This window comes from Streptomyces sp. NPDC005761 (assembly GCF_040630635.1).
Lineage (GTDB): Bacteria > Actinomycetota > Actinomycetes > Streptomycetales > Streptomycetaceae > Streptomyces.
On sequence record NZ_JBEXXX010000016.1, the window covers coordinates 95,779 to 116,315 of the forward strand.

Sequence of the window (20,537 nt, forward strand, 5' to 3'; positions counted from 1 at the left end):
CGGCGACACACGACGAGGAGGGGCAGGGCCGGAGGCCACCGGCCCTGCCCCTCACGCGTGAGGGGGTCAGCCCGGCGCCGAGGCCGCGGTCACGACGGCCTCGGTCCAGTCCGTCCAGCGCGGATCGGGGCCTGCCGCCGGCTCCCAGGACATCGCCGTACAGACGTACCCCACGGCGAGACCCCGCTCCGGGCAGGCCATGCCCAGCCGTCCGCCTGCCCCCGCATGACCGAACGAGCCCTCTCCCAGCATGGGCAGGCCGGGCCGTGGCAGCTCGAAGCCCAGCCCGAAGCGGGAGCGGCCCGAGCTGTCGCCCTCGTCGAGAGGGGGCGGGGGTGCCAGGTGCTCGTTGCGCGAGGTACGGGCCCGGTCGACCGTTTGCGGGGACAGCAGCCGCACGCCGTCGACCGGCCCGACGACCGCCGCGTACATCCTGGACAGGGAGCGGGCGTTACCGATGCCGCCCGCGCCCGGTAGCTCGGCCGCGCGGCCCTGCCGGGTCGACAGCGCTTCGTTCGCGGCCGCCAGTTCCGCCGCCGTCGCACGGAGCGCCAGGGCCAACGGGTCGGCGGGGGAGAGACCGAGACCCGCGACAAGGCCGGTGATCTGCTCAGGCGTCGGCTCCGGACTGACGGAGAACTGCGGGACGAACCGGCTCTCCGCCTCCGGCGGCAGCCCGATCCAGAGGTCGAGGCCGAGCGGCCCCGCCACCTCGGCGGCGAAGTAGGCTCCGACGCTCACCCCGGCCACCCGGCGGACGACCTCGCCGACCAGATGGCCAAAGGTGAGCGCGTGGTAGAGGAACGCGGAGCCCGGCTCCCACAGCGGTCGCATCGCCGCCAGTTCCGTGACCCGGCCGTCCTGGTCGAGCAGCCCGGGCAGCCCGACCCCTGCCGCGTCGGAGGCGAAGGACGGCAGCCCGGCCCGGTGGGTGAGGAGATCGGACACCGTCGTCGCCCCCTTTCCCCCGGCGGCGAACTCGGGCCAGTAGCGGACCACGGGCGCATCCAGGTCCAGCGCTCCGCGCTCGCTCAGGAGATGCGCGCAGACGGCGACGAGCCCCTTGGTGGCCGACATCAGTACGCAGGCCGAGTCCGTCCCGTACGGGGCCGGGCCGACCGGCCCCGTGCCGGAGGACGCGAGGTCCACCACCAGCCGGCCCTGGTGGTGGACGGCCAGTTGCGCCGCGCCCGGGTCGTCCGCCTGGCCCCGGGTGAAGGCGTCCCGCACCGCCTCCCAGCCGGGCGCCACCTCTCCGCCGACCGCCGTTATCCCGGGCATGTCAGACCCCTCGCCGTCCCCGGTCCCCGGCCGTGCGGGCCTCGACCGCGTCGGCCAGGTCACCCAGGCTCGCAAGGGGGACGGGGCTCTGCGGGAACTCGCAGATGACGTCGAGCGGTACGCCCGCGAGGAAGCGCCGCATCACCGGATCGGCCAGGGCGCCTTGCCCCTCCTGGGACGCATCCGCACGGGCCCGGGTGAACCATTCGCTCAGCAGCGGCCCGCCCACCGGGTGTTCGAGCCACTCCGCGAGGGTGTTGCGGCCGGTCAGACGGACCTTGGACGGATCACCTTCGACGTCCACCTCGACGCCCGCACGGATGTCGCGTGAAGAGGCGCCGGCCTCGATGCGGTAGCGGCCGCCCTCGACCTTCCAGCCGCCCTCCCGCTCACTGAAGTACGCGAGGTCGTGCCGCGCCACCTCCACGACCACCTCGCGGCTCTCGCCGGCTTCCAGGAACAGCGAGACGAATCCTCGCAGTTCGCGTACGGGACGCAGAACCCGTGAGTCCGCCGGACCGCCGCTGTAGATCTGGACGATCTCGCGCCCGGCCCGGGGACCGGTGTTGGTGACGGTGAGCCCGACACGGAACACGCCGTCGGCCTCGTCCACGCGCAGGCCGGCGTAGCCGAACGTCGTGTAGGAAAGGCCGTGACCGAACGGGAAGGCTACCTCGGTGCGCCGGGCATCGTAGCCGCGGTAGCCGACGAAGATCCCCTCCCCGTACCGGGACCTTCCCTCCTCGCCCGGGAAGGAGGGGTGACTGGGGGAGTCCTCCAGCCGCAGCGGAACGGTCTCCGCGAGCTTGCCGGACGGGTTGACCGCACCGAACAGCACCCGGGCGAGCGCGCCTCCGCCCGCCTGGCCGAGCAGCCATCCCTCGACGAGGGCGGGCACCCGCTCCTGCCACGGTGCCGTGCGCACCACACCCCCGTTGGAGAGCACCACCACGACGCGGGGGTTGACCGCGAGCACTCGTTCCAGGAGCCCGGTATGGGCTGCGGGAAGGTCGATGTGGTCGCGGTCGAAGCCCTCGGACTCGTCCTGCGGCAACAACCCGAGGAACAGGGCGACGCTGTCGCTGCTCGCAGCCAACCGCACCGCCTCGTCCATCAGTTGGGCGTCGGAGTCCGGGCCATCGGCCGCGGCGCCGGGGAGGGCGTAGCCGGCGGCGAACCGTACGTCGGCGCCGGTGGCCAGTTCGCGCAGGCTGTCCAGGGGGACGTCGAGTCGGGTCGGCGTCACCTGCGAGCTGCCGGCTCCCTGGAAGCGCGGGGTGCGGGCCAGTTCACCGATGACGGCCACGCTGCCGGCGGCCGGGTCCAGCGGCAGGAACGCCGAGTCGTTCTTGAGGAGTACGACGCACTGGTCGGCCGCGCTGCCGGCCAGGCGGTGATGACCTTCCACATCGATGGCGCCGGGGGAGCGGACCGGGGCCGTCACGCGCTGGGCGAAGCGTACGAGCCGTTCGACGGCGAGGTCGAGAACCGCCTCGTCCAGTGCGCCGGACTCGACGGCGTCGGCCACCTCCAGGTTCGTCCGGCCGCCGGTGCCGGGCATCTGGAGGTCGAGTCCGGCGCGCAGGGCGGCGACCCGGTCGCGTACCGCCCCCCAGTCGGACATGACGATCCCGTCGAAGTCCCACTCACCGCGCAGAATGCCGGTCAGCAGGCGGGCGTTCTCCGATACGGGGACGCCGTTGACCCCGTTGTAGGAGGCCATGACGGACCAGGGGCGGTCGCGACGGACGACGCGTTCGAAGGCGCGGAGGTAGATCTCCCGCAGCGGGCGCTCGTCGATGTCGGCGCTGACCCGCATCCGGTCCGTCTCCTGGTTGTTGGCCGCGTAGTGCTTGAGCGCGGCGCCCACTCCGGCGTCCTGCAGCCCCCGCACCATGGCGCCACCGAGTTCGGACGAGACGAGGGGGTCCTCGGAGAAGTACTCGAAGTTGCGTCCGCACAGGGGTGACCGCTTGATGTTGATGCCGGGGCCGAGCACGACACCGACACCGTGCGCGGTCGCTTCGGCCGCGATCGCGCCGGCAACCTGCGTAGCGAGCTGCGGGTTCCAGCTGCTGCCGAGAGCGACGGCGGGTGGGAAGCAGGTCGCGGGGGCCGCACTGTGCAGGTCGAGCTGCCCGCCGTCACCGCTCTCCTTGGGGAGGCGCAGGCCGTGCGGGCCGTCGGACATCTTGACGGCGGGGGCAGCGGCGGCCACGGACGCCTGAGTGACGAAGTCCCCGGCCCCGCTGGTCAGGGAGACCTTCTGGGCGAGGGGGAGAGCGGTGGCGGGCGAGGGGTGGGACGGGTTCTGAGGCATACGGCGTACCTATCAGGCTTTCGTAGGAGCGGGGGCGTGCGGTTCGGGCCTTCGTCGGGAGGGGCCGGCGGCGGGCACGGGGTCCGCGGACCGTGCCGCGGTGACGATCCGGTACCGCGAATCGGGGCAAGACGGCATGCGACCCAAAAACGTATGGTGATCGGTTTTTGGTGTCAAGGGTGCGCGTGCGCGGCTCTGCGGCCAGGTTCCGGCCCGGAATTTTCTTTTGGGCAGGGCTCTTGACGCCCAGAAACCGATCACCGTACGGTTTTCGTGCTCGGGCGGCCCGCTCCGATGAGCTCTCCTCTGCCGCCCACTCCATACGCCCCACTCCATCCGCTCCGCTCTGCCACGAAACGAGGAACGGTCATGTCGGTATCCGGTCGGTCATGCACACAGGCGCACCAGAAGGCGGTCCAGCCCGCTCCGGTCCCGGGCGCCCGGCCCCGTGCCCCGCGTCTGGCCTTCGCCACGGCGGCCGCCGCAGCCCTGCTGATCGGAGCAGCGGCACCAGGCGTGGCCGCCCCTGCCGGTGAGCGGGCCCCCAGGAGTGAGCACTACGTGGCCCTCGGTGACTCGTACAGCTCCGGCCCCGGGGTCCCGCAGCAGACGAACACGGTCTGCGGCCGGTCCGACCGGAACTATCCGTCACTCGTCGCGAGCGCGGTCGGTGCCGATGACTTCACCGACGTGACGTGCGCCGGAGCGGACACCACCCACATGGCCGGCCGTCAGGAATCGGCGCCGCCGCAACTCGACGCCCTTCGCCCCGACACCACGCTGGTCACCCTGGGAATCGGCGGCAACGATCTCGACCTGACCGGGGTCATCACCCGCTGTGTACTGGTGGCCTACCTGTCGCCGTACGGATCGCCGTGCAAGCACAGCTTCACCCTGTTCGGTACGGACGAGATCGGTTCGCGGATCAATGCGACCGCGCCGAAGGTCGACGCGGTGCTGAACGAGATCCACGCCCGGTCGCCGCAGGCGCGGGTCCTGCTGGTCGGGTATCCCTCGCTCCTCCCGGACGACGGCACGGCCTGTCGCCCCACCATCCCGCTGGCAGTGGGGGACTTCGGGTGGGTGCGGGACAAGGAGAAGTACCTCAACACCATGCTGGCGCAGCAGGCCGACGTCTACGACGCCGACTACGTCGACACCTACGGGCCGTCCGTCGGGCACGACGCCTGCCAGGCAGCGGGCGCCCGCTGGATCGAACCGGCGGACTCGGCCGAAGGTGCGGGATTCCATCCGAACGCGACCGGGCACAGGAGCATGGCCGATGCGGTCCTCGCCACCCTCAGCGACTGACGTCCGTTCCGGCTCCCTCGCGCTCCGGACGCAGTCCGTGCATCCGGAGGAAGGCGCGGACCTGCTCCGCCATGTCGACGGTGTCCGGCTCCAGCAGCCACTGGGTCTGCAGGCCGTCCATCAGGGCGAGCCACTGCTGGGCCACCGCCGCCGGATCGCCCTTGACGTCCGGCCCCGCCGCCTCGAACAGCGCCTCCAGGAGCTCGGTCATCTCCCGGCGCAGGATGCGGTAGCGCTTCACGAAGTACTGGTGCGCGGGGTGCTCCGGATCGGACGCCTCCGCCGCCAGCTTCGCGTACAGGGCGACGAGGCCCGGTGTCTCGGTGTTGCGGACGACGACGTCGACGAGCCGGTACAGCCGCTCCGCGGGTTCCGGCTCCGGGGCGTCCGACCGGAGGATGCCGGGGAAGAGCAGTTGCGCATCGACCTCGTCCCGGAGGCTCAGCACCTCCAGGAGCAGTGCCTCCTTGCCGGGGAAGTGATGCAGCAGACCGGCGTGGGTGAGCCCTGCGTGCGCGGCGATGTCGCGCAGCGACACCGCGTGGAATCCGGAGCGGGCGAAGAGTTCGGTCGCCGATCCGAGGATGCGGGCGCGCGTGCGTTCGCCCTTCGACGGGCGATGCGGCACGCCCGGCCCTTGATCGTTCACTTCGGCGGTCTCCAGCGGCAGTCGGTGGTCGCCCGGCAGTCTCGCGCATGTGCTGCCCGGGTGTCTCGGAGGGCCACGCTACGGTCCCGGCGCGCGGATCCCTTCGGTGAAGGGCCCTCCCGCGGCTCGCTCCGAGGTGGCGGCCGGCAGAACTTACCGGCTGGTTAATTTCGTGGATCAAAACCTACCAACTGGTTAATTCCGTGTGTAGGCTCACCGGCAATCTTCCCCGGGGGCACGTTCCCCGGCTCTCCAGACGGAGCGAAAGACATGACCAGAACTGCCCGAATCGCGACGGCGGCCGCCTGCGTCGCGGCAACACTCGCCCTCGCGGGATGCGGAGGCGCCGGCAACGGCGCCGAGGGCACCGGGTCCTCGACGCTGACCATCGCGACAATGACCCTCCCGCAGAGCCTCGATCCCGCCGTGGCCACAGGGAGCGCCCTGCCGTTCTTCCAGACGGTGTACGACACCCTCATCAAGCGCGAGCCGGACGGCAGCTTCAGCCCGATGCTCGCGACGGAGTGGAAGTACAACGCCGATCGCACCGAACTGGCCCTGACCCTGCGCAAGGACGTGAAGTTCTCCGACGGAAGTGCCTTCGAGGGTGCGACGGTCAAGGCGAACATGGAGCGTTTCCGGAAGGGCGGCGGAGCCTCCGCGAAGTGGCTGGGCGACCTGGAGGCGGTCGACGTCGTCGACGCCTCCCACGTCACGGTGAAACTCAAGCAGGCCGACCCGGCCCTGGAGTTCTACCTCAGCGACGCGCCGGGACTCATGGCGAACCCCAAGCAGTTCGCCAACGGCGACAGCCTCAAGACGACCCCCGACGGCACGGGTCCCTACCGGCTGGACAAGGCCAGGACGACGGTCGGCACCAAATGGTCCTACAAGCGCAACGCGGACTACTGGGGCAAAAAACTCCCCTACAACAACATCACCATCAGCTTCTTCGACAACGAGACCGCCATCTCCAACGGACTCAAGACCGGGCAGGTCAACGCGGCACTTCTGCAGACGGCGGACCAGCAGGTCGCCGTCGAGGCCGACCCCGAAGTCAGGGCGCAGAAGCAGGAGATCGACTTCCAGGGCCTGCTCCTCTTCGACCGAGGAGGCAAGCTGACACCGGCGCTGCGCGACCCCCGCGTGCGACAGGCGCTCAACTACGCCATCGACCGCGACACGATGCTCGACCGTATCCGCCAGGGCCGCGGTGCGGCCACCGACCAGATCTTCGGCCCGGGTACCCAGGCATACGACAAGAAGCTGGACTCGTACTACGCCCACGACCCGGCCAGGGGCAAGGCCCTGCTCAAGGAAGCCGGATACGGCAGCGGATTCACCCTGAAGCTGCCCCGCATCCAGGCGATCGTCAACGACGCACTCGCCACGTCGCTCCGGTCCGACTTCAAGGCCATCGGTGTGAAGCTCGTCTGGGACGACCTGGACGGTGCGTCGGCGGTCCAGAAGGTGTTCAGGGACCGGGCCTACTCCGGCATGGTGATGAACATGGGCCAGCCCACCTCCGACTGGGCGGCGGCCAACGAGCTCGTCACGCCCGGCGCGTTCAACATGTTCGGCACGGCGGACGCGACCACCCAGAAGCTGCTGCCTCGGATCCGGACGGGAACCGGAACAGTGGCCAGGACGGCCGCGCAGGAGCTGAACCAGCACCTCGTCGAGGACGGCTGGTTCGTGCCCTTCTACCGGATGAGCTACCTCCACGTCTCGGACGGGACCGTGAAGATCGCCCCGCAGTCCGGCATGGCCGTTCCCTCGATCTACAACTACGCGCCGGCCAAGTAGCGCCCCGCTCCGACGGATACCGAGTGTCATGCTGAATTTCATCGCCCGCAGGATCGCCTCGGGCGCCGTGCTCCTGATCGTCATCTCCTTCCTCTCCTATCTGCTGCTGTCCGTCCCGCACCTCGACGTGGGACGGCAGTTGCTCGGGACGAGCGCCACCCAGGACGCCGTCGACGCCAAGAACGCCTCGCTCGGCCTCGACCGCTCGGTTCTGCAGCAGTACGGGAGCTGGCTGTCGCATGCCGTCAGGGGGGATCTCGGCAGCTCCTGGTTCACGAGTGAGGACGTGGGCCAGGCCGTCGGCAACCGGCTGCCGGTCACGGCGAGCCTGATGCTCGGTGTCACGGCCGTCACCACGGTCCTGGCGTTCCTCCTCGGCGTATGGGCGGGCGTGCGCCGCGGAGCGGTCGACCGGTTCGTCCAGATCCTCGGCGTGGCGGGGTACGCCCTGCCGGGCTTCCTGCTCACCCTGGTCCTGGTCCTGGTCTTCGCGGTCCGGCTCGGCTGGTTCCCCGCCATCGGCTACACCGGCTTCACCGACTCGCCCAGCGGCTGGCTGTCCACCGTCACGCTGCCGGTCCTGTCCCTGTCCGTGGCCTCCGTCGCGGGAGTCTCCCAGCAGGTCCGCGGCGCCGTCATCGACGTCCTGAGGCAGGACTACGTACGCACCCTGCGGGCCCGCGGACTACCGGCGTCCAGGATCGTGTTCAAGCACGTGCTCCGCAACGCCTCCGCGCCCGCACTGTCCGTGCTCGGCATGCAGTTCGTTGGGCTGCTCGGCGGTGCCGTACTCGTCGAGCAGATCTTCGGCCTGCCCGGCATCGGCAGCATGACCGTCACCTACACCACCCGCGGCGACATCCCCGTGATCATGGCCCTCGTCATGCTCACCGTGGTCGGTGTCGTCCTGATCAACCTGCTGGTCGACGTCCTGATCGGCTGGCTCAACCCCAAGGCGAGGGTCGCATGAGAGAGAACCTCGAGGTGACGACGGCCCCCGGCCCCGCCGCCGCGCCGCCCGGCCCCGGGGCGACCCCGTCCGGGGCCCGGGGAACCGGCGGCACCGTCCGAAGGGTGCTGCGCAACCCGCTGGGCGGAGTGTCCGCGGCGCTCCTGCTCGTCCTCGTCCTGGCCGTCGTCCTCGCGCCCCTCATCGCACCACAGGCACCCGACGCCTCCTCGCTCGCCGACGCGTTCGCGGGTCCGGGCGCCGGGCACCCCCTCGGCATGGACTCGGCAGGACGCGACATCCTGTCCCGTGTGCTGTACGGAGGGCGCAACACCCTCGGCGGCGCCCTGCTCGCCCTCGCCATCGCGCTGGCGCTCGGCGTGCCGTCCGGACTCTTCGCCGGCTACCACGGCGGCCGGTTCGACGCGGTCGCCAACTGGACCGTCAACCTCGTCATGGCACTGCCCGCCATGGTGGTCCTGCTGGCCTCCCGTGCGATCCTCGGCCCCAAGGTCTGGGTCCTGATGATCGTGCTCGGCGTCCTGGTGGCCCCCAGCTTCTTCCGCCTGGTGCGCGGAATCGTCACCAACGTGCGGGGCGAGCTGTACGTGGACGCCGCGAAGGTCTCCGGACTGACCGACGCACGCATCGTCGCCCGGCACGTGCTGACCGTCGTACGCGGCCCCATCATCATCCAGGTGGCCCTCGTCGCCGGCATCGCCATCGCACTCCAGGCCGGCCTGGAATTCCTCGGCGTCGGCAGCGGATCGGCGGCCACCTGGGGCGCCATGCTCAACGAGGCGTTCCAGAACATCCAGCGCGCACCCCTGCTCATCCTGTGGCCGGGCCTCGCGCTCGGTCTCACCAACTGCGCCCTCGTCCTCATGGCCGGCGCCGTGCGCGACGCCCTGGAGGAGCGGGCCCCCCGCCCGCGGTCCGCGCACCGCCGGCACCCCGGCCCGACGGCCGCACGCGAGGAGGAATCCGGCCGGCCGAAGGCGCCCCGCGCGGACCTGCTCTCCGTACGCGGCCTCGCCGTCGCCTACGCACAGCCCGACGGAACGGACAACGGGGTCGTCCACGGCGTCGACCTCGACGTGCACCCCGGTGAAATCGTCGGACTCGTCGGCGAATCCGGCTCCGGCAAGACGCAGACCGCCTTCTCGATCCTCGGCATCCTGCCCGACGGCGGCCGCGTCACGCGCGGCAGCATCACGGTCAACGGCCGGGAGGCGGCCGGTATGAGTGAACGCGACCACCGCGGCCTGCGCGGCCGGACCATCGGGTACGTCCCGCAGGAACCGATGAGCAACCTCGACCCCGCGTTCACCATCGGCAGCCAGCTCATGGAACCCATCCGCCACCATCTGGGGCTGTCCCGCAAGGAAGCAGCTGCCCGGGCCCTGGAGCTCCTGCGCCTCGTGGAGATCCCCGAGCCGGAACGCACCCTGCGCCTCCACCCGCACGAGATCTCCGGCGGCATGGCCCAGCGCGTCCTCATCGCGGGTGCGATGTCCTGCGACCCGGAACTCCTGATCGCCGACGAACCGACCACCGCACTCGACGTACGGGTCCAGGCGGAAGTGCTCGACCTGCTGCGCCGCCTGCAGAAGGAACGCGGACTCGGGGTGCTGCTGGTCACCCACAACCTCGGAGTCGTTGCCGACGTCTGCGACCGGGTGGCAGTGATGAACACCGGCCGCATCGTCGAATGCGGCACCACCGAGCAGGTCCTCGGGCAGCCGGAGCACCCGTACACCCGCAGCCTGCTCGCCGCCGTACTCGACGACGCTCCCACCCGTGCCCCCTGGCAACACCGAGCCGCAAGGACCGCCACCGCATGAGCACCCAGGAATACGCCGGTCCCTCGGACGACCTGCTCGCCGTGCGGGACCTGCGCGTCTCCTTCCCCGGCAAGGGCTGGCGCGCCCCCGAGACCGAGGTCCTCAAAGGCGTCGGCCTCACCATCCGCCCCGGCGAAACCCTCGGCCTCGTCGGCGAGTCGGGCTCGGGCAAGTCCACCATCGGCCGGGCCGTCCTCGGGCTCGCCCCCGTACGCTCCGGCTCCATCACCTTCGACGGAGAACGCATCGAGCGGGCCGACGCGCGCCGCCGCCGCGCCCTCAGCCGTGACCTCCAGGCCATCTTCCAGGACCCCTACACCTCCCTGAACCCCGCCCGCACCGTCGGCGACACCCTCGCCGAGCCCCTCATGGGCCAGGGCACCGCCGCCCGGGAGGCCCGCGGCAGGATCGGTGACCTGCTGGACCGGGTCCATCTCCCGGCCGACGCCGCGGGCCGCCTGCCCCGGGAGTTCTCCGGCGGCCAGCGCCAACGCGTCGCCATCGCTCGTGCCCTGGCCCTGCGCCCCCGCCTCGTCATCTGCGACGAACCCGTGTCCGCACTGGACCTCACGACCCAGCGCACGGTGCTCGACCTCCTGCTGGAGATCCAGGAGGACACGGGCGTCTCGTACCTGTTCGTCTCCCACGACCTGTCCGTGGTCCGCTTCATGAGCCACCGGGTGGCGGTGATCCACCGGGGCGAGATCGTCGAGACGGGCGACGCGAGGACGGTCACGTCCGAGCCGGGCCACAGCTACACCCGCACGTTGCTGCTCTCCTCACCGGTGGCCGACGTGGCAGAGCAACGCCGGCGGCGCGCCGCCGCGCGGGCAGGCGGGTGACGCTCCGCGTCATTGCCGGCCGGCGCGGTCAGGGGGCGGTGGTCCTCCCGCAGCGTGTCCGGCCGGCCCGAGCCGTTCCCGGCGCACCGGGCGGGGCTCGATCTCCTTCGAACCACCGGCCGGTGCCCGGCGGATCTCGACCCCGGGCCGGCACGACGCCAGTCGTACCGGAGAGCGATACCGGGCCGGGAAGTCAGCGGCCGGTCGCCGGCCGGTAAAAACGCTTGGACTCGGCGGGTGCGGGGGCGGGACACTGGAGCCCCTCGCCCGACCCCTTCTCGTACTCATCCCGGCACACCGCCGCGCGCCGTGTGCCGCAGGACCACCCCCGGCGAGGGCACTCCACTCGAAACCGGAACTCCGCGCGGCCGGTGGGGCAAGCGCCTCCTCCCGCAGCAGGACGTGGCGGGCGGCCGCACGACCACACAGGGTTGCTATGGGATCGCCTGAATCGCACGAAGCGCCGGGCAGGGGCTCCGTGCTCCTCGCACTTCGTTACTACGGAAGGGAGCTGGCCCGCCGAAAACGGCTTACGTTACCCGCGATGCTGATGCCGGCACTGGGCAACACCGGCATCAACTACGTCGCGCCGCTCGTCGTCGCGAAGCTCGTCGGCCACATCGCCGGTGACGGAGACGACGACATCGGCTCGATGCTCCCCTACGTCCTCGCCTTCGCCGGCGTGCTGCTCCTCGCGGAGGCCTGCTGGCGCGTCGGGGTGCACTTCCTCAACCGCCTCGACGCCCTCGGTATCGAGCACCTGTACGTGCAGGGCATGGACGAGTTGTACGCCAAGGACGCCTCGTTCTTCCACGACAACTTCGCCGGGTCCCTCACCAAGCGGGTCCTGAGCTTCGCCTCCCGCTTCGAGGAGTTCGTCGACACGCTGACGTTCTCCGTGGTGGGCAGCTTCGTGCCGCTGATCTTCGGCTCGGTGGTGCTGTGGCGTTACGAACCACTCCTCGTCGTGGTCCTGTTGACGATGATCGCGGCGACGGCACTCTGCGCGGCGCCTCTCATCCGCCGCCGACAGGCCCTCGTGGGAGAGCGCGAGGAGGCGATCGCCCGGGTGTCGGGCCACGTGGCCGACAGCCTGATGAACATGGACACGGTCCGGGCGTTCGCGGCCGAGGGACGGGAGGCTGCCGAGCACCGCTCCCGGGTTGCGGAGTCGCGGCGGCTCACACTGCGCTCCTGGGACTACGGCAACCTCCGCATCGACACGCTGGTCGCCCCGATGTCCGTGCTGACCAACGCCCTGGGCCTGCTGCTCGCCGTTGTCCTCAGCGGGGGCGGGAACAGCGTGGAGGCGGTTGTCGTCGCCTTCATGTACTACTCCAACGCGACTCGGATCATGTTCGAGTTCAACCAGATCTACCGCAGGCTGGAAAGCTCGATGACGGAGGCGGCCCAGTTCACCGAACTGCTGCTGACGCCCCCGGCCCTGCGCGACCCGGAGTCACCGGAACCGCTGCTGTCCCGGGCGGCCGACGTACGCTTCGAGCAGGTGACGTTCGCCCACGCGGGAGCGCCGCCGCTCTTCGAGTCCCTCGACCTCTCCGTGCGCAGCGGTGCGAAGATCGGCCTCGTCGGCCGGTCCGGCGGCGGCAAGACCACGCTCAGCCGGCTGCTGCTGCGGATGACGGACATCGACGGCGGCCGGATCCTGATCGGCGGTCAGGACATCAGCAGGATCCGCCAGGCCGACCTGCGCAGCATGATCGCCTATGTTCCGCAGGACCCGGCGATGTTCCACCGCACGCTGCGGGACAACATCGCGTTCGCCCGGCCCGACGCCACCGACGCCGAGATCCGCCGCGCGGCCAAGGCCGCACATGTCACCGAGTTCGCCGACGCGCTGCCCGAGGGCTTCGAAACGATGGTGGGGGAGCGGGGGGTGAAGCTGTCCGGCGGACAGCGCCAGCGTGTCGCCCTCGCCAGGGCGATCCTGCGCGACGCGCCGATCCTCCTGCTCGACGAGGCCACGAGCGCTCTGGACTCGGAGAGCGAGATCCTCGTCCAGGAGGCGCTGTGGCAGCTCATGGACGGGCGCACGGCGCTCGTGGTGGCGCACCGGCTGAGTACGGTCGCCACCATGGACCGGCTCGTGGTCCTGGACCGCGGCCGGATCATCGAGCAGGGCTCGCACCACGAGCTGCTCGCATCGGACGGGGCCTACGCGAACCTGTGGAAGCACCAGTCCGGCGGCTTCCTCGACGACCCGGCCCAGCCGCAGACCGGCCTGATCTGAACGGGAACGGCCGGGGCCCGAGACGGGCTCCGGCCGCCTCCACCTCAGCGGCCGCCCCTCTCACAGCCACCCCGAACGCTGTGCCTGCAGAGCCATCTGGAAGCGGTTCGCGGCACCCAGCCGCGCCATCAGGACCGACAGGCGGCGAAAGAGTGTCCGGCGGCTGATACCCATCTCGCGGGCGATCACGTCGTCGCTCGCGCCGCCGGCGAGGAGCCACAGGAGCCGGCGGTCGGCGGGCGGCAGCCCGCCCGGCCGGGTGGCGTGGCCGTGGAACGGCAGGGCGTTCTGCCAGGACTGTTCGAACAGCGCCACGAGTGCGGAGAACAGCCCGCACGGCTGCACGACCAGCGTCGTGTTGTGCACGTCGGCCTCCTTGATCGACAAGGACACGAGCGCGTACGCATCGTCGATGATGACGAGTTTGACGGGCACGGAGGGCAGGACCCTGGCCTGTTCACCGGCCTTGACACACGGCTCGATGACATCTTTCAGACGGCCCGGATGCTCCAGCGACTGCCGCGAGTACACGACACGCTGCGTCACGCCGCGGGCGAGCGTGGCCAGCGCGTCGTCCGTGGCCCCGGGCAGCGGGAAGTACGGCGGCGAGTCGAACTGCCGGATCTGGTCCCGGGCACTCGCCCACGCCTGACGGATCCTGGGGCCGACGGCATCGCCGGTCACCACCTCGACGAGATGGTCGTTGTACGCGGCCAGCCGCTGCCGCCGGAACGACTCGAACGCGCCCCCGACGGCGATGCGCGATTCCTCGACCTCGGCCGCCCGGTGCCGGGCCAGGAGCTCCAGTCCCGCGGCGGGCGGAACCGGGGCCACGACGTCCTCCCGCTCCTCGGCGGCGCTGACCAGACCCGCGTCCACCAGCGTCGTGTACGCCGCGGCGAGTTCCGTACGGTCCAGGCCGGCCGCGGATCCGATCGCGGCCAGCGGGGCCGGGGCCAGCTCCATCAGCGCCAGGTAGACCTGGCTCGCCGCCTGGCCGATGCCCAGAAGCCGCAGGGCTTCGCCGAGTTTAACGTTCGTCATACGAGACATTATCGGCTGCTCAGGACCGGTGAGTGGCCGATCCGTGCCAGTGGCGGAACTGGGCGCCACCGTCGTGCGGGCCGGGATACCGTCCGTGAGCCGCCGCCGGCCGGCGGCAGCGAGGGCGGTCCGGAGGTCTCCCGGGGGCCCTCGCCTTCCAGGACGTCCCGATGAAGGAGCACGACGTGGCGAAGGGCCGAAAGAACGGTCTCTACTCAGGGATCTCCGAGGAACTGTCCGCGCTGATGCGGACCGGGTGGGCCGACACCGAGCAGCACGACCTGCCGCCGGACGAGCAGGCACCCCACGCGGCCCTTCGCCGAGCCGCGCTCTCATCGCGCTTTCCCGGCGAACGTCTCGTGATCCCCTCGGGAAATCTCAAGGTCCGGTCGAACGACGACACCTACCCCTTCCGCCCGCACTCCGGATACGTGCACATGACGGGGGACCGGGCCCGGGACGGGGCCCTCGTGCTGGAACCGCGCCCGGACGGCGGCCACGACGCCTACTGCTTCCAACTGCCTCGGGACAGCAGGGACAACGACGAGTTCTGGACCGGGCCCACAGCGGAGCTGTGGATGGGCCGGCGCCGATCACTCGCCGAGTCGGAACGGGTCCTCGGTCTGCCCTGCCGCGACGTCCGCACCGCGGCCCGCGACCTGGCGGCGGCCTCCGGCGTGCCGACCCGGATCGTCCGCGGGGTCGACCCGGCCCTGGAGGCCGCGGTCAGCACCGACGAGGAGCGCGACGCCGGCCTCGAAGAGGCGCTCAGCGACCTCCGTCTCGTCAAGGACGCATGGGAGATCGGCGAGCTCCGCAAGGCGGTGGACTCCACCGTGCGCGGGTTCACCGACGCGGTCGGTGAACTCTCCGGAGCGGTCGCCTCGTCCGAGCGGTGGATCGAGGGCACGTTCCTGCGCCGTGCACGCCTGGAGGGAAACTCCGTGGGCTACGGCACCATCTGCGCGGCGGGCGATCACGCCACGATCATGCACTGGACGGACAACGACGGCCCGGTACGCCCGGGCGAGCTGCTCCTGTTCGACGCCGGAGTGGAGACGCACACCCTCTACACCGCCGACGTCACACGCACGTTGCCGATCAGCGGAACCTTCACTCCCGTACAGCGCAAGGTCTACGACGCGGTGTACGAGGCCCAGGAGGCCGGCATGGCCGCGGTCAAGCCGGGCGCCGCCTACCGCGACTTCCACGAGGCGGCCCAGCGCCACCTGGCGGTCCGGCTGGTCGAGTGGGGCTTCATCGAGGGCCCGGCAGAGCGTGCGTACGAACTCGGCCTCCAGCGCCGCTTCACCATGGCGGGCACCGGACACATGCTCGGGCTGGATGTGCACGACTGCGCCCAGGCCCGGCACGAGGAGTACGTCGGCGGCGTGCTGGAGCCGGGCATGGTGCTCACGGTCGAGCCCGGCCTGTACTTCCAGCCCGACGACCTCACCGTCCCCGGGGAATGGCGGGGCATCGGCGTCCGGATCGAGGACGACCTGCTCGTGACCGAGGACGGTCACGAGAACCTGTCGGCGGGTCTGCCGCGCTCGGCCGACGACGTCGAGTCGTGGATGGCCCGGTTCGCGGGCTGAGCACGGACGAGGAACCCGGCCGCGCCGACGCGCCCCGGCCCGTTCACCGGCACGGCCGGGCCCCTCGTACGCTTGTCCCGTGTCAGCCTCCCGTCTTCACCGCATCGCCGTCCTCGTCCTGGAGGGCGCGAAGCCGCTCGATGTCGGGATCCCGGCGCAGGTGTTCACCACCCGCGCGAGCATGCCGTACGAGGTACGGGTGTGCGGAGCGGCACCAGGCCTCGTGACCGGTGGTGACGGGCTGTCGTACCACGTCGCCGACGGTCTCGACGCGCTGGAGTGGGCCGACATCGTCTTCATCCCCGGCTACCGGTTTCCGGACCGCGACGACCCGCCGCAGCCCGTCGTCGACGCGCTCGTCGCCGCACACACCCGGGGCGCGCGCCTCGCGGCCATCTCGACGGGGGCCTTCGCCCTCGCCGCCACGGGCCTGCTGGACGGCAGGCGGGCGACGACCCACTGGCACTACGCTCGGGCGCTCGCGGCGAAGCACCCCCTCGTCCGGGTCGACGAGAACGTGCTCTTCGTCGACGAGGGCAGCGTCCTGACCTCGGCGGGCGCCGCCTCCGGGATCGACCTGTGCCTCCACATCCTCCGCGGCGACCTCGGGGTGGCCGCCGCCAACCACGCGGCCCGGCGGCTGGTGGCGGCGCCCTACCGCAGCGGCGGCCAGGCTCAGTACGTCCCGCGCAGCGTGCCCGAACCACTCGGCGAACGCTTTGCCGCGACTCGCGAGTGGGCGCTGCACCGCCTCGGCGAGCCCCTCACCCTCGACGCGCTCGCACGGCATGCGGCGGTGTCGCCGCGCACGCTCTCGCGGCGTTTCGTCGAGGACACCGGCTACACCCCGATGCAGTGGGTCATGAGGGCACGCATCGACGTCGCCCGTGAACTGCTGGAGCGTTCGGAGCAGAGCATCGAGCAGATCGCCGCCGAGACCGGACTGGGTACGGGGACCAATCTGCGCCTCCATTTCCAGCGCATCCTGGGCACCACGCCGAGCGAGTACCGGCGCACGTTCGCCAGAGCCGAGTAGCCGGCGCCGGTGGCGCGATCCTTTCGAACCGTGGCGCCCACGCCTCTGCCACGACAGGGGTGCAGCGAGCGAACCTTGGTGGCGAACCGCAGGGACGAAGGGACACCTCATGACTCGCATCGCCATCAATGGATTCGGCCGCATCGGACGCAATGTGCTGCGCGCACTGCTGGAGCGCGACAGCGACCTCGAAGTCGTCGCCGTCAACGACCTCACCGAGCCCGCGACTCTCGCGCGGCTGCTCGCCTTCGACTCGACTGCCGGCCGGCTGGGCCGGCCCGTGACCCTCGACGGGGACGTCCTCGTCGTCGACGGCCGACGCATCAAGGTGGTCGCCGAGCGCGATCCGGCGCAGCTTCCGTGGGCCGCCCTCGACGTCGACATCGTGCTGGAGGCCACCGGCCGCTTCACGTCGGCCAAGGCCGCCCGCGCCCACATCGACGCCGGAGCGAAGAAGGTGCTCGTCAGTGCCCCGTCGGACGGCGCCGATGTGACGCTGGCGTTCGGGGTCAACACCGACGCGTACGACCCGGCCCTGCACACGATCGTCTCGAACGCCTCGTGCACGACCAACGCACTTGCCCCGCTGGCATCGGTGCTCGACGAACTCGCCGGGATCGAGCACGGTTTCATGACGACGGTGCACGCCTACACGCAGGAGCAGAACCTGCAGGACGGCCCGCACCGCGACGCCCGCCGCGCGCGGGCTGCCGGGGTGAACATCGTGCCGACCACGACCGGCGCCGCCAAGGCGATCGGCCTGGTGCTGCCGAACCTCGAGGGCAAGCTGTCGGGCGACTCGATCCGCGTACCCGTGCCGGTGGGCTCGATCGTCGAGCTCAACACGACCGTGGCCCGCGACGTGTCGCGCGAGGACGTGCTGGCGGCCTACCGCGCCGCGGCGGAGGGGCCGCTCGCGGGGGTCCTGGAGTACTCCGAGGACGCGCTCGTCTCGTCCGACATCACGGGCAACCCGGCCTCGTCGATCTTCGACTCGGCACTCACCCGCGTCGAGGGCCGGCACATCAAGGTCGTCGCCTGGTACGACAACGAGTGGGGTTTCTCGAACCGTGTCATCGACACGCTCCAGCTCCTCGCCAACGGCTGACCGGGTGCCGGGCCCGCGGGGGGCGGCTGCCGGGAGCCGCCCCCGAGTGGCCCGGCCTCAGCCGTGCAGTCGCACGGGCAGCCTGTCCACGCCATTGCCCACGAAGGAGGCGTGTCGTGGCAAGTCGGCCTCCGGGACGGCGAGATCGAGGTCGGGGAAGCGCGCGAACAGCTCCTCCAGCGCGAGAGTGGCTTCCATCCGGGCCAGTGGCGCGCCCATGCAGTAGTGCGCGCCATGACCGAGGGAGAGGTGCCGGGCGCCGCCTTCGCGGGTGATGTCGAAGCGTTCGGCATCGGGGCCGTGGGCCTTGGGGTCGCGGCCTGCCGCGGAGTAGCCCGCGAGGACCGGAGTCCCCTTGGGGATCAACGTCCCGTCGAGCGTCAGATCGGCGGTCGGGTAGCGGAACGGGAAGTAGCTCACCGGGCTGTCCCAGCGGAGCGTCTCCTCGACCACGTCCGACCAGGCCGCCCCGCCCGACCGGACCAGGGCGAGTTGATCCCGGTGCGCGCACAGGGCGCGGACGGCGTTGCTGATCAGGTTCAGTGTCGTCTCGTGCCCGGCGATGATCGTGAGCATCAGGGTGCCGATCAGTTCGTGCGGGCCGAGCCGGTCACCGTCCTCCTCGCGGGCCGCTGTCAGCGCGCTGGTGAGATCGTCCCCGGGCCGCCCCGCCCGGGTGGCGGCGAGCGTGCCCAGCACCTCCACCATCTCCCGGTTGGCCGCCATCGCCTCGGCAGGCGCGATGTCCGTGGAAACGATCTTGTTGGACAGCTGATGCAGCCGGTCCTGGTGCTCCTCGTCCACGCCCAGCAGTTCGCAGATGACACCCATCGGCAACGGCAGCGCGAAGTGCGCACGCAGATCGACGACACCATCGACAGCCGCGCCTTCGAGTCCGTCCAGGAGCGAAGTCGTCAACGCCAGGACGCGTGGCCGTAGTTCCTCCACCCGCCGCGCGGTGAACGCCATGCTCACCAAGGACCGCAGCCGCCGGTGGTCGGCACCGTCGGCGGTGGTCATCCCCGGCACCGTCGCGAACGTCCTCAGTGGCCAGCCGTCGGCGATCGCACCGTCCTGGAGCGCGGCGAAGTGGCGGGCGTTCTTGGCGACATCGGGGTGCGAGAGGAATTCCCTGAGCGCGTCGTGACCCAGGACCGCCATGCCCTCCACCTCGCCGGGGAGGATCACCGAGGTGACGGCGCCCTGGGCCAGCAGTCCGGCATTGGCCGCGTGCGGACAGCCGCCCGCGGGGTCCATGCGGTGCGGTTCACCTGCTGCGGCGTTCACCGGTGGGGTGTTCAACAGGGTTCTCCAGTCGGTCGGGTGAATGATGCGCGGAGCCACGGAGGAAGAGCCCTGCGGGCACACCGAACTCCCCTGCGACAGACAGAGTATGCAGAGCCCCGGCCGACGGGACCGGCGGAGACATGACCGGGCCCGCCACACAGCGTGACGGGCCCGGAGACGCACTGACGGCGAGGGGAGTCAGGGAGCGATCGCCATGTCGAAGAGGTGGACGTTCCCGTTCGCGGGCAGGACCACGAACTCGACCGTCCTGGACGGGTCCAGCGCGATCGAGTGGGCGAACACGCTGTACTTCACCGTGGCGTTGCCGTAGCCGTCGGGCCTGTTGCGGCCGTCCGTCGACTTGACCAGGGTCGCGCCGTGCGCGTCGACGGGGTCGAACGACCAGTTGGGGAAGCCGAACGAGCCCGTGGTGGTCGTGCCGTCGGTGTAGAAGACGGTGGCCTTGCCCGTGGCACCGCTTCCGACGCCCGAACCGAGGAAGACCAGCGCGGACCCCCGGCCTGCAAGCGAGACGGCCTGCCCGGCACTTGCCACGTTGTCCTTCGTGCCCGCCGGCACGTCCGGCCACGTCAGGGTGGCGCCCAGCGCGTCGACCTTCGCCCCGGGCGTCAGACCGACCGCGGCGAGCTTCTGCGCCGAGAAGCTGTTGCCCTCGCCGTCGTAGTTTCCGGCCGTCGTGGCGGACTCGTCCGTGATGGCGACACCGTTGTACGCCGCCGCGAGGTTCGCCTGCGGAGATCCGGACCGGTCGGTCCGGGTACCCGTCGCGGTGCCGAGGCCGTCGCCGCCCTGGTAGGTCGCCGTCGTCGTGAACGTGCGGATCACGAACCCGGACCGCTTCTCCGGAACCTGGATGCGGAACGTCGCGGAGGCCGAGGCGCCCGTGGACAGCGAGCCGTCCACACCGGCCACGGCCGGCTGGACCGCCCATCCGACGGGCCCGGCGAACGACACCTTGAGTGAACGCAGGCGCTGCGGCGAGGAGTTCTTCACCGTGACCTTCACCGTCGAGATGGCCGGCCCGTCGAGGTCCACGGGGGAGACGGTCACCTCGGTCTGCGACTCGGCGGCCGCAGCGGGCGTAGCGGCAGGCGCGGCCGAGGCCGCCTGCGCGGGAACGAGGAGGAGCGCTGCCGCCAGGGCGGCGCCTCTGAGAGGGTTGATCAGTCGGGCCGGTCTCATGGCGTGCT

Annotated in this window: 15 protein-coding genes; 9 read left to right on the forward strand and 6 right to left on the reverse strand. The window is 71.1% G+C overall.

The window, feature by feature from the left end; translation table 11 throughout:
* Positions 1-66 precede the first annotated feature (66 nt).
* Together ABZ434_RS17435 and ABZ434_RS17440 are read right to left on the reverse strand one after the other, a co-directional pair.
* Complete coding sequence (locus ABZ434_RS17435) at positions 67-1,281, reverse strand: serine hydrolase domain-containing protein (protein ID WP_359136823.1); 1,215 nt, start codon at positions 1,279-1,281, stop codon at positions 67-69.
* Between the two features lies 1 nt (position 1,282).
* On the reverse strand, positions 1,283-3,601 hold the full coding sequence (locus ABZ434_RS17440; RefSeq protein ID WP_359136826.1) for a glycoside hydrolase family 3 C-terminal domain-containing protein: 2,319 nt from the start codon (positions 3,599-3,601) through the stop codon (positions 1,283-1,285).
* Positions 3,602-3,970: 369 nt separating this feature from the next.
* Between ABZ434_RS17440 and ABZ434_RS17445 the strand changes: the two genes are divergently transcribed.
* Positions 3,971-4,912, forward strand: a complete 942-nt coding sequence (locus ABZ434_RS17445; RefSeq protein ID WP_359136829.1) for an SGNH/GDSL hydrolase family protein — start codon at positions 3,971-3,973, stop codon at positions 4,910-4,912.
* On the opposite strand, the gene ABZ434_RS17450 is transcribed toward ABZ434_RS17445, so the two are convergent.
* Complete coding sequence (locus ABZ434_RS17450) at positions 4,902-5,540, reverse strand: TetR/AcrR family transcriptional regulator (RefSeq protein ID WP_359136832.1); 639 nt, start codon at positions 5,538-5,540, stop codon at positions 4,902-4,904. The two genes, ABZ434_RS17445 and ABZ434_RS17450, sit on opposite strands and share 11 nt — an antisense overlap.
* Positions 5,541-5,831: 291 nt before the next feature.
* Between ABZ434_RS17450 and ABZ434_RS17455 the strand changes: the two genes are divergently transcribed.
* The 5 genes from ABZ434_RS17455 (at position 5,832) to ABZ434_RS17475 (ending at position 13,253) form a co-directional block, all read left to right on the forward strand.
* Positions 5,832-7,367 (forward strand): ABC transporter substrate-binding protein, encoded by a 1,536-nt coding sequence (locus tag ABZ434_RS17455; RefSeq protein WP_359136835.1) that lies wholly within the window; start codon positions 5,832-5,834, stop codon positions 7,365-7,367.
* A 28-nt stretch (positions 7,368-7,395) separates the two neighbouring features.
* A complete protein-coding gene (locus ABZ434_RS17460; RefSeq protein WP_359136838.1) occupies positions 7,396-8,337 on the forward strand; it encodes an ABC transporter permease in 942 nt (313 codons plus the stop codon).
* Positions 8,334-10,160 carry a dipeptide/oligopeptide/nickel ABC transporter permease/ATP-binding protein gene (locus ABZ434_RS17465; protein ID WP_359136841.1) on the forward strand — a complete coding sequence of 609 codons (1,827 nt, stop codon included), beginning with the start codon at positions 8,334-8,336 and terminating at the stop codon, positions 10,158-10,160. The genes ABZ434_RS17460 and ABZ434_RS17465 overlap by 4 nt, the downstream gene beginning before the upstream one ends.
* Positions 10,157-11,002 (forward strand): ATP-binding cassette domain-containing protein, encoded by an 846-nt coding sequence (locus tag ABZ434_RS17470; RefSeq protein WP_359136844.1) that lies wholly within the window; start codon positions 10,157-10,159, stop codon positions 11,000-11,002. The genes ABZ434_RS17465 and ABZ434_RS17470 overlap by 4 nt, the downstream gene beginning before the upstream one ends.
* Before the next feature lie 436 nt (positions 11,003-11,438).
* Entirely contained in the window at positions 11,439-13,253 is a 1,815-nt protein-coding gene (locus ABZ434_RS17475) for an ABC transporter ATP-binding protein (protein ID WP_359136846.1), read from the forward strand.
* A gap of 60 nt (positions 13,254-13,313) precedes the next feature.
* On the opposite strand, the gene ABZ434_RS17480 is transcribed toward ABZ434_RS17475, so the two are convergent.
* On the reverse strand, positions 13,314-14,297 hold the full coding sequence (locus tag ABZ434_RS17480; RefSeq protein ID WP_359136849.1) for a helix-turn-helix domain-containing protein: 984 nt from the start codon (positions 14,295-14,297) through the stop codon (positions 13,314-13,316).
* A gap of 185 nt (positions 14,298-14,482) precedes the next feature.
* On the opposite strand from ABZ434_RS17480, the gene ABZ434_RS17485 reads away from it, so the two are divergent.
* From ABZ434_RS17485 to gap, 3 genes are all read left to right on the forward strand, one after another.
* On the forward strand, positions 14,483-15,895 hold the full coding sequence (locus tag ABZ434_RS17485) for an aminopeptidase P family protein (protein WP_359136983.1): 1,413 nt from the start codon (positions 14,483-14,485) through the stop codon (positions 15,893-15,895).
* Between the two features lie 79 nt (positions 15,896-15,974).
* Positions 15,975-16,931 carry a helix-turn-helix domain-containing protein gene (locus ABZ434_RS17490; protein ID WP_359136852.1) on the forward strand — a complete coding sequence of 319 codons (957 nt, stop codon included), beginning with the start codon at positions 15,975-15,977 and terminating at the stop codon, positions 16,929-16,931.
* Positions 16,932-17,040: 109 nt separating this feature from the next.
* A complete protein-coding gene (gene gap / locus ABZ434_RS17495) occupies positions 17,041-18,039 on the forward strand; it encodes a type I glyceraldehyde-3-phosphate dehydrogenase (RefSeq protein ID WP_359136855.1) in 999 nt (332 codons plus the stop codon).
* 57 nt (positions 18,040-18,096) lie between these two features.
* On the opposite strand, the gene ABZ434_RS17500 is transcribed toward gap, so the two are convergent.
* Together ABZ434_RS17500 and ABZ434_RS17505 are read right to left on the reverse strand one after the other, a co-directional pair.
* Positions 18,097-19,296, reverse strand: a complete 1,200-nt coding sequence (locus tag ABZ434_RS17500) for a cytochrome P450 (RefSeq protein ID WP_359136986.1) — start codon at positions 19,294-19,296, stop codon at positions 18,097-18,099.
* A gap of 228 nt (positions 19,297-19,524) precedes the next feature.
* The gene (locus ABZ434_RS17505) at positions 19,525-20,529 is read right to left on the reverse strand and encodes an NEW3 domain-containing protein (protein WP_359136858.1); all 1,005 of its coding nucleotides are present in this window, start codon (positions 20,527-20,529) and stop codon (positions 19,525-19,527) included.
* Positions 20,530-20,537: the final 8 nt, after the last annotated feature.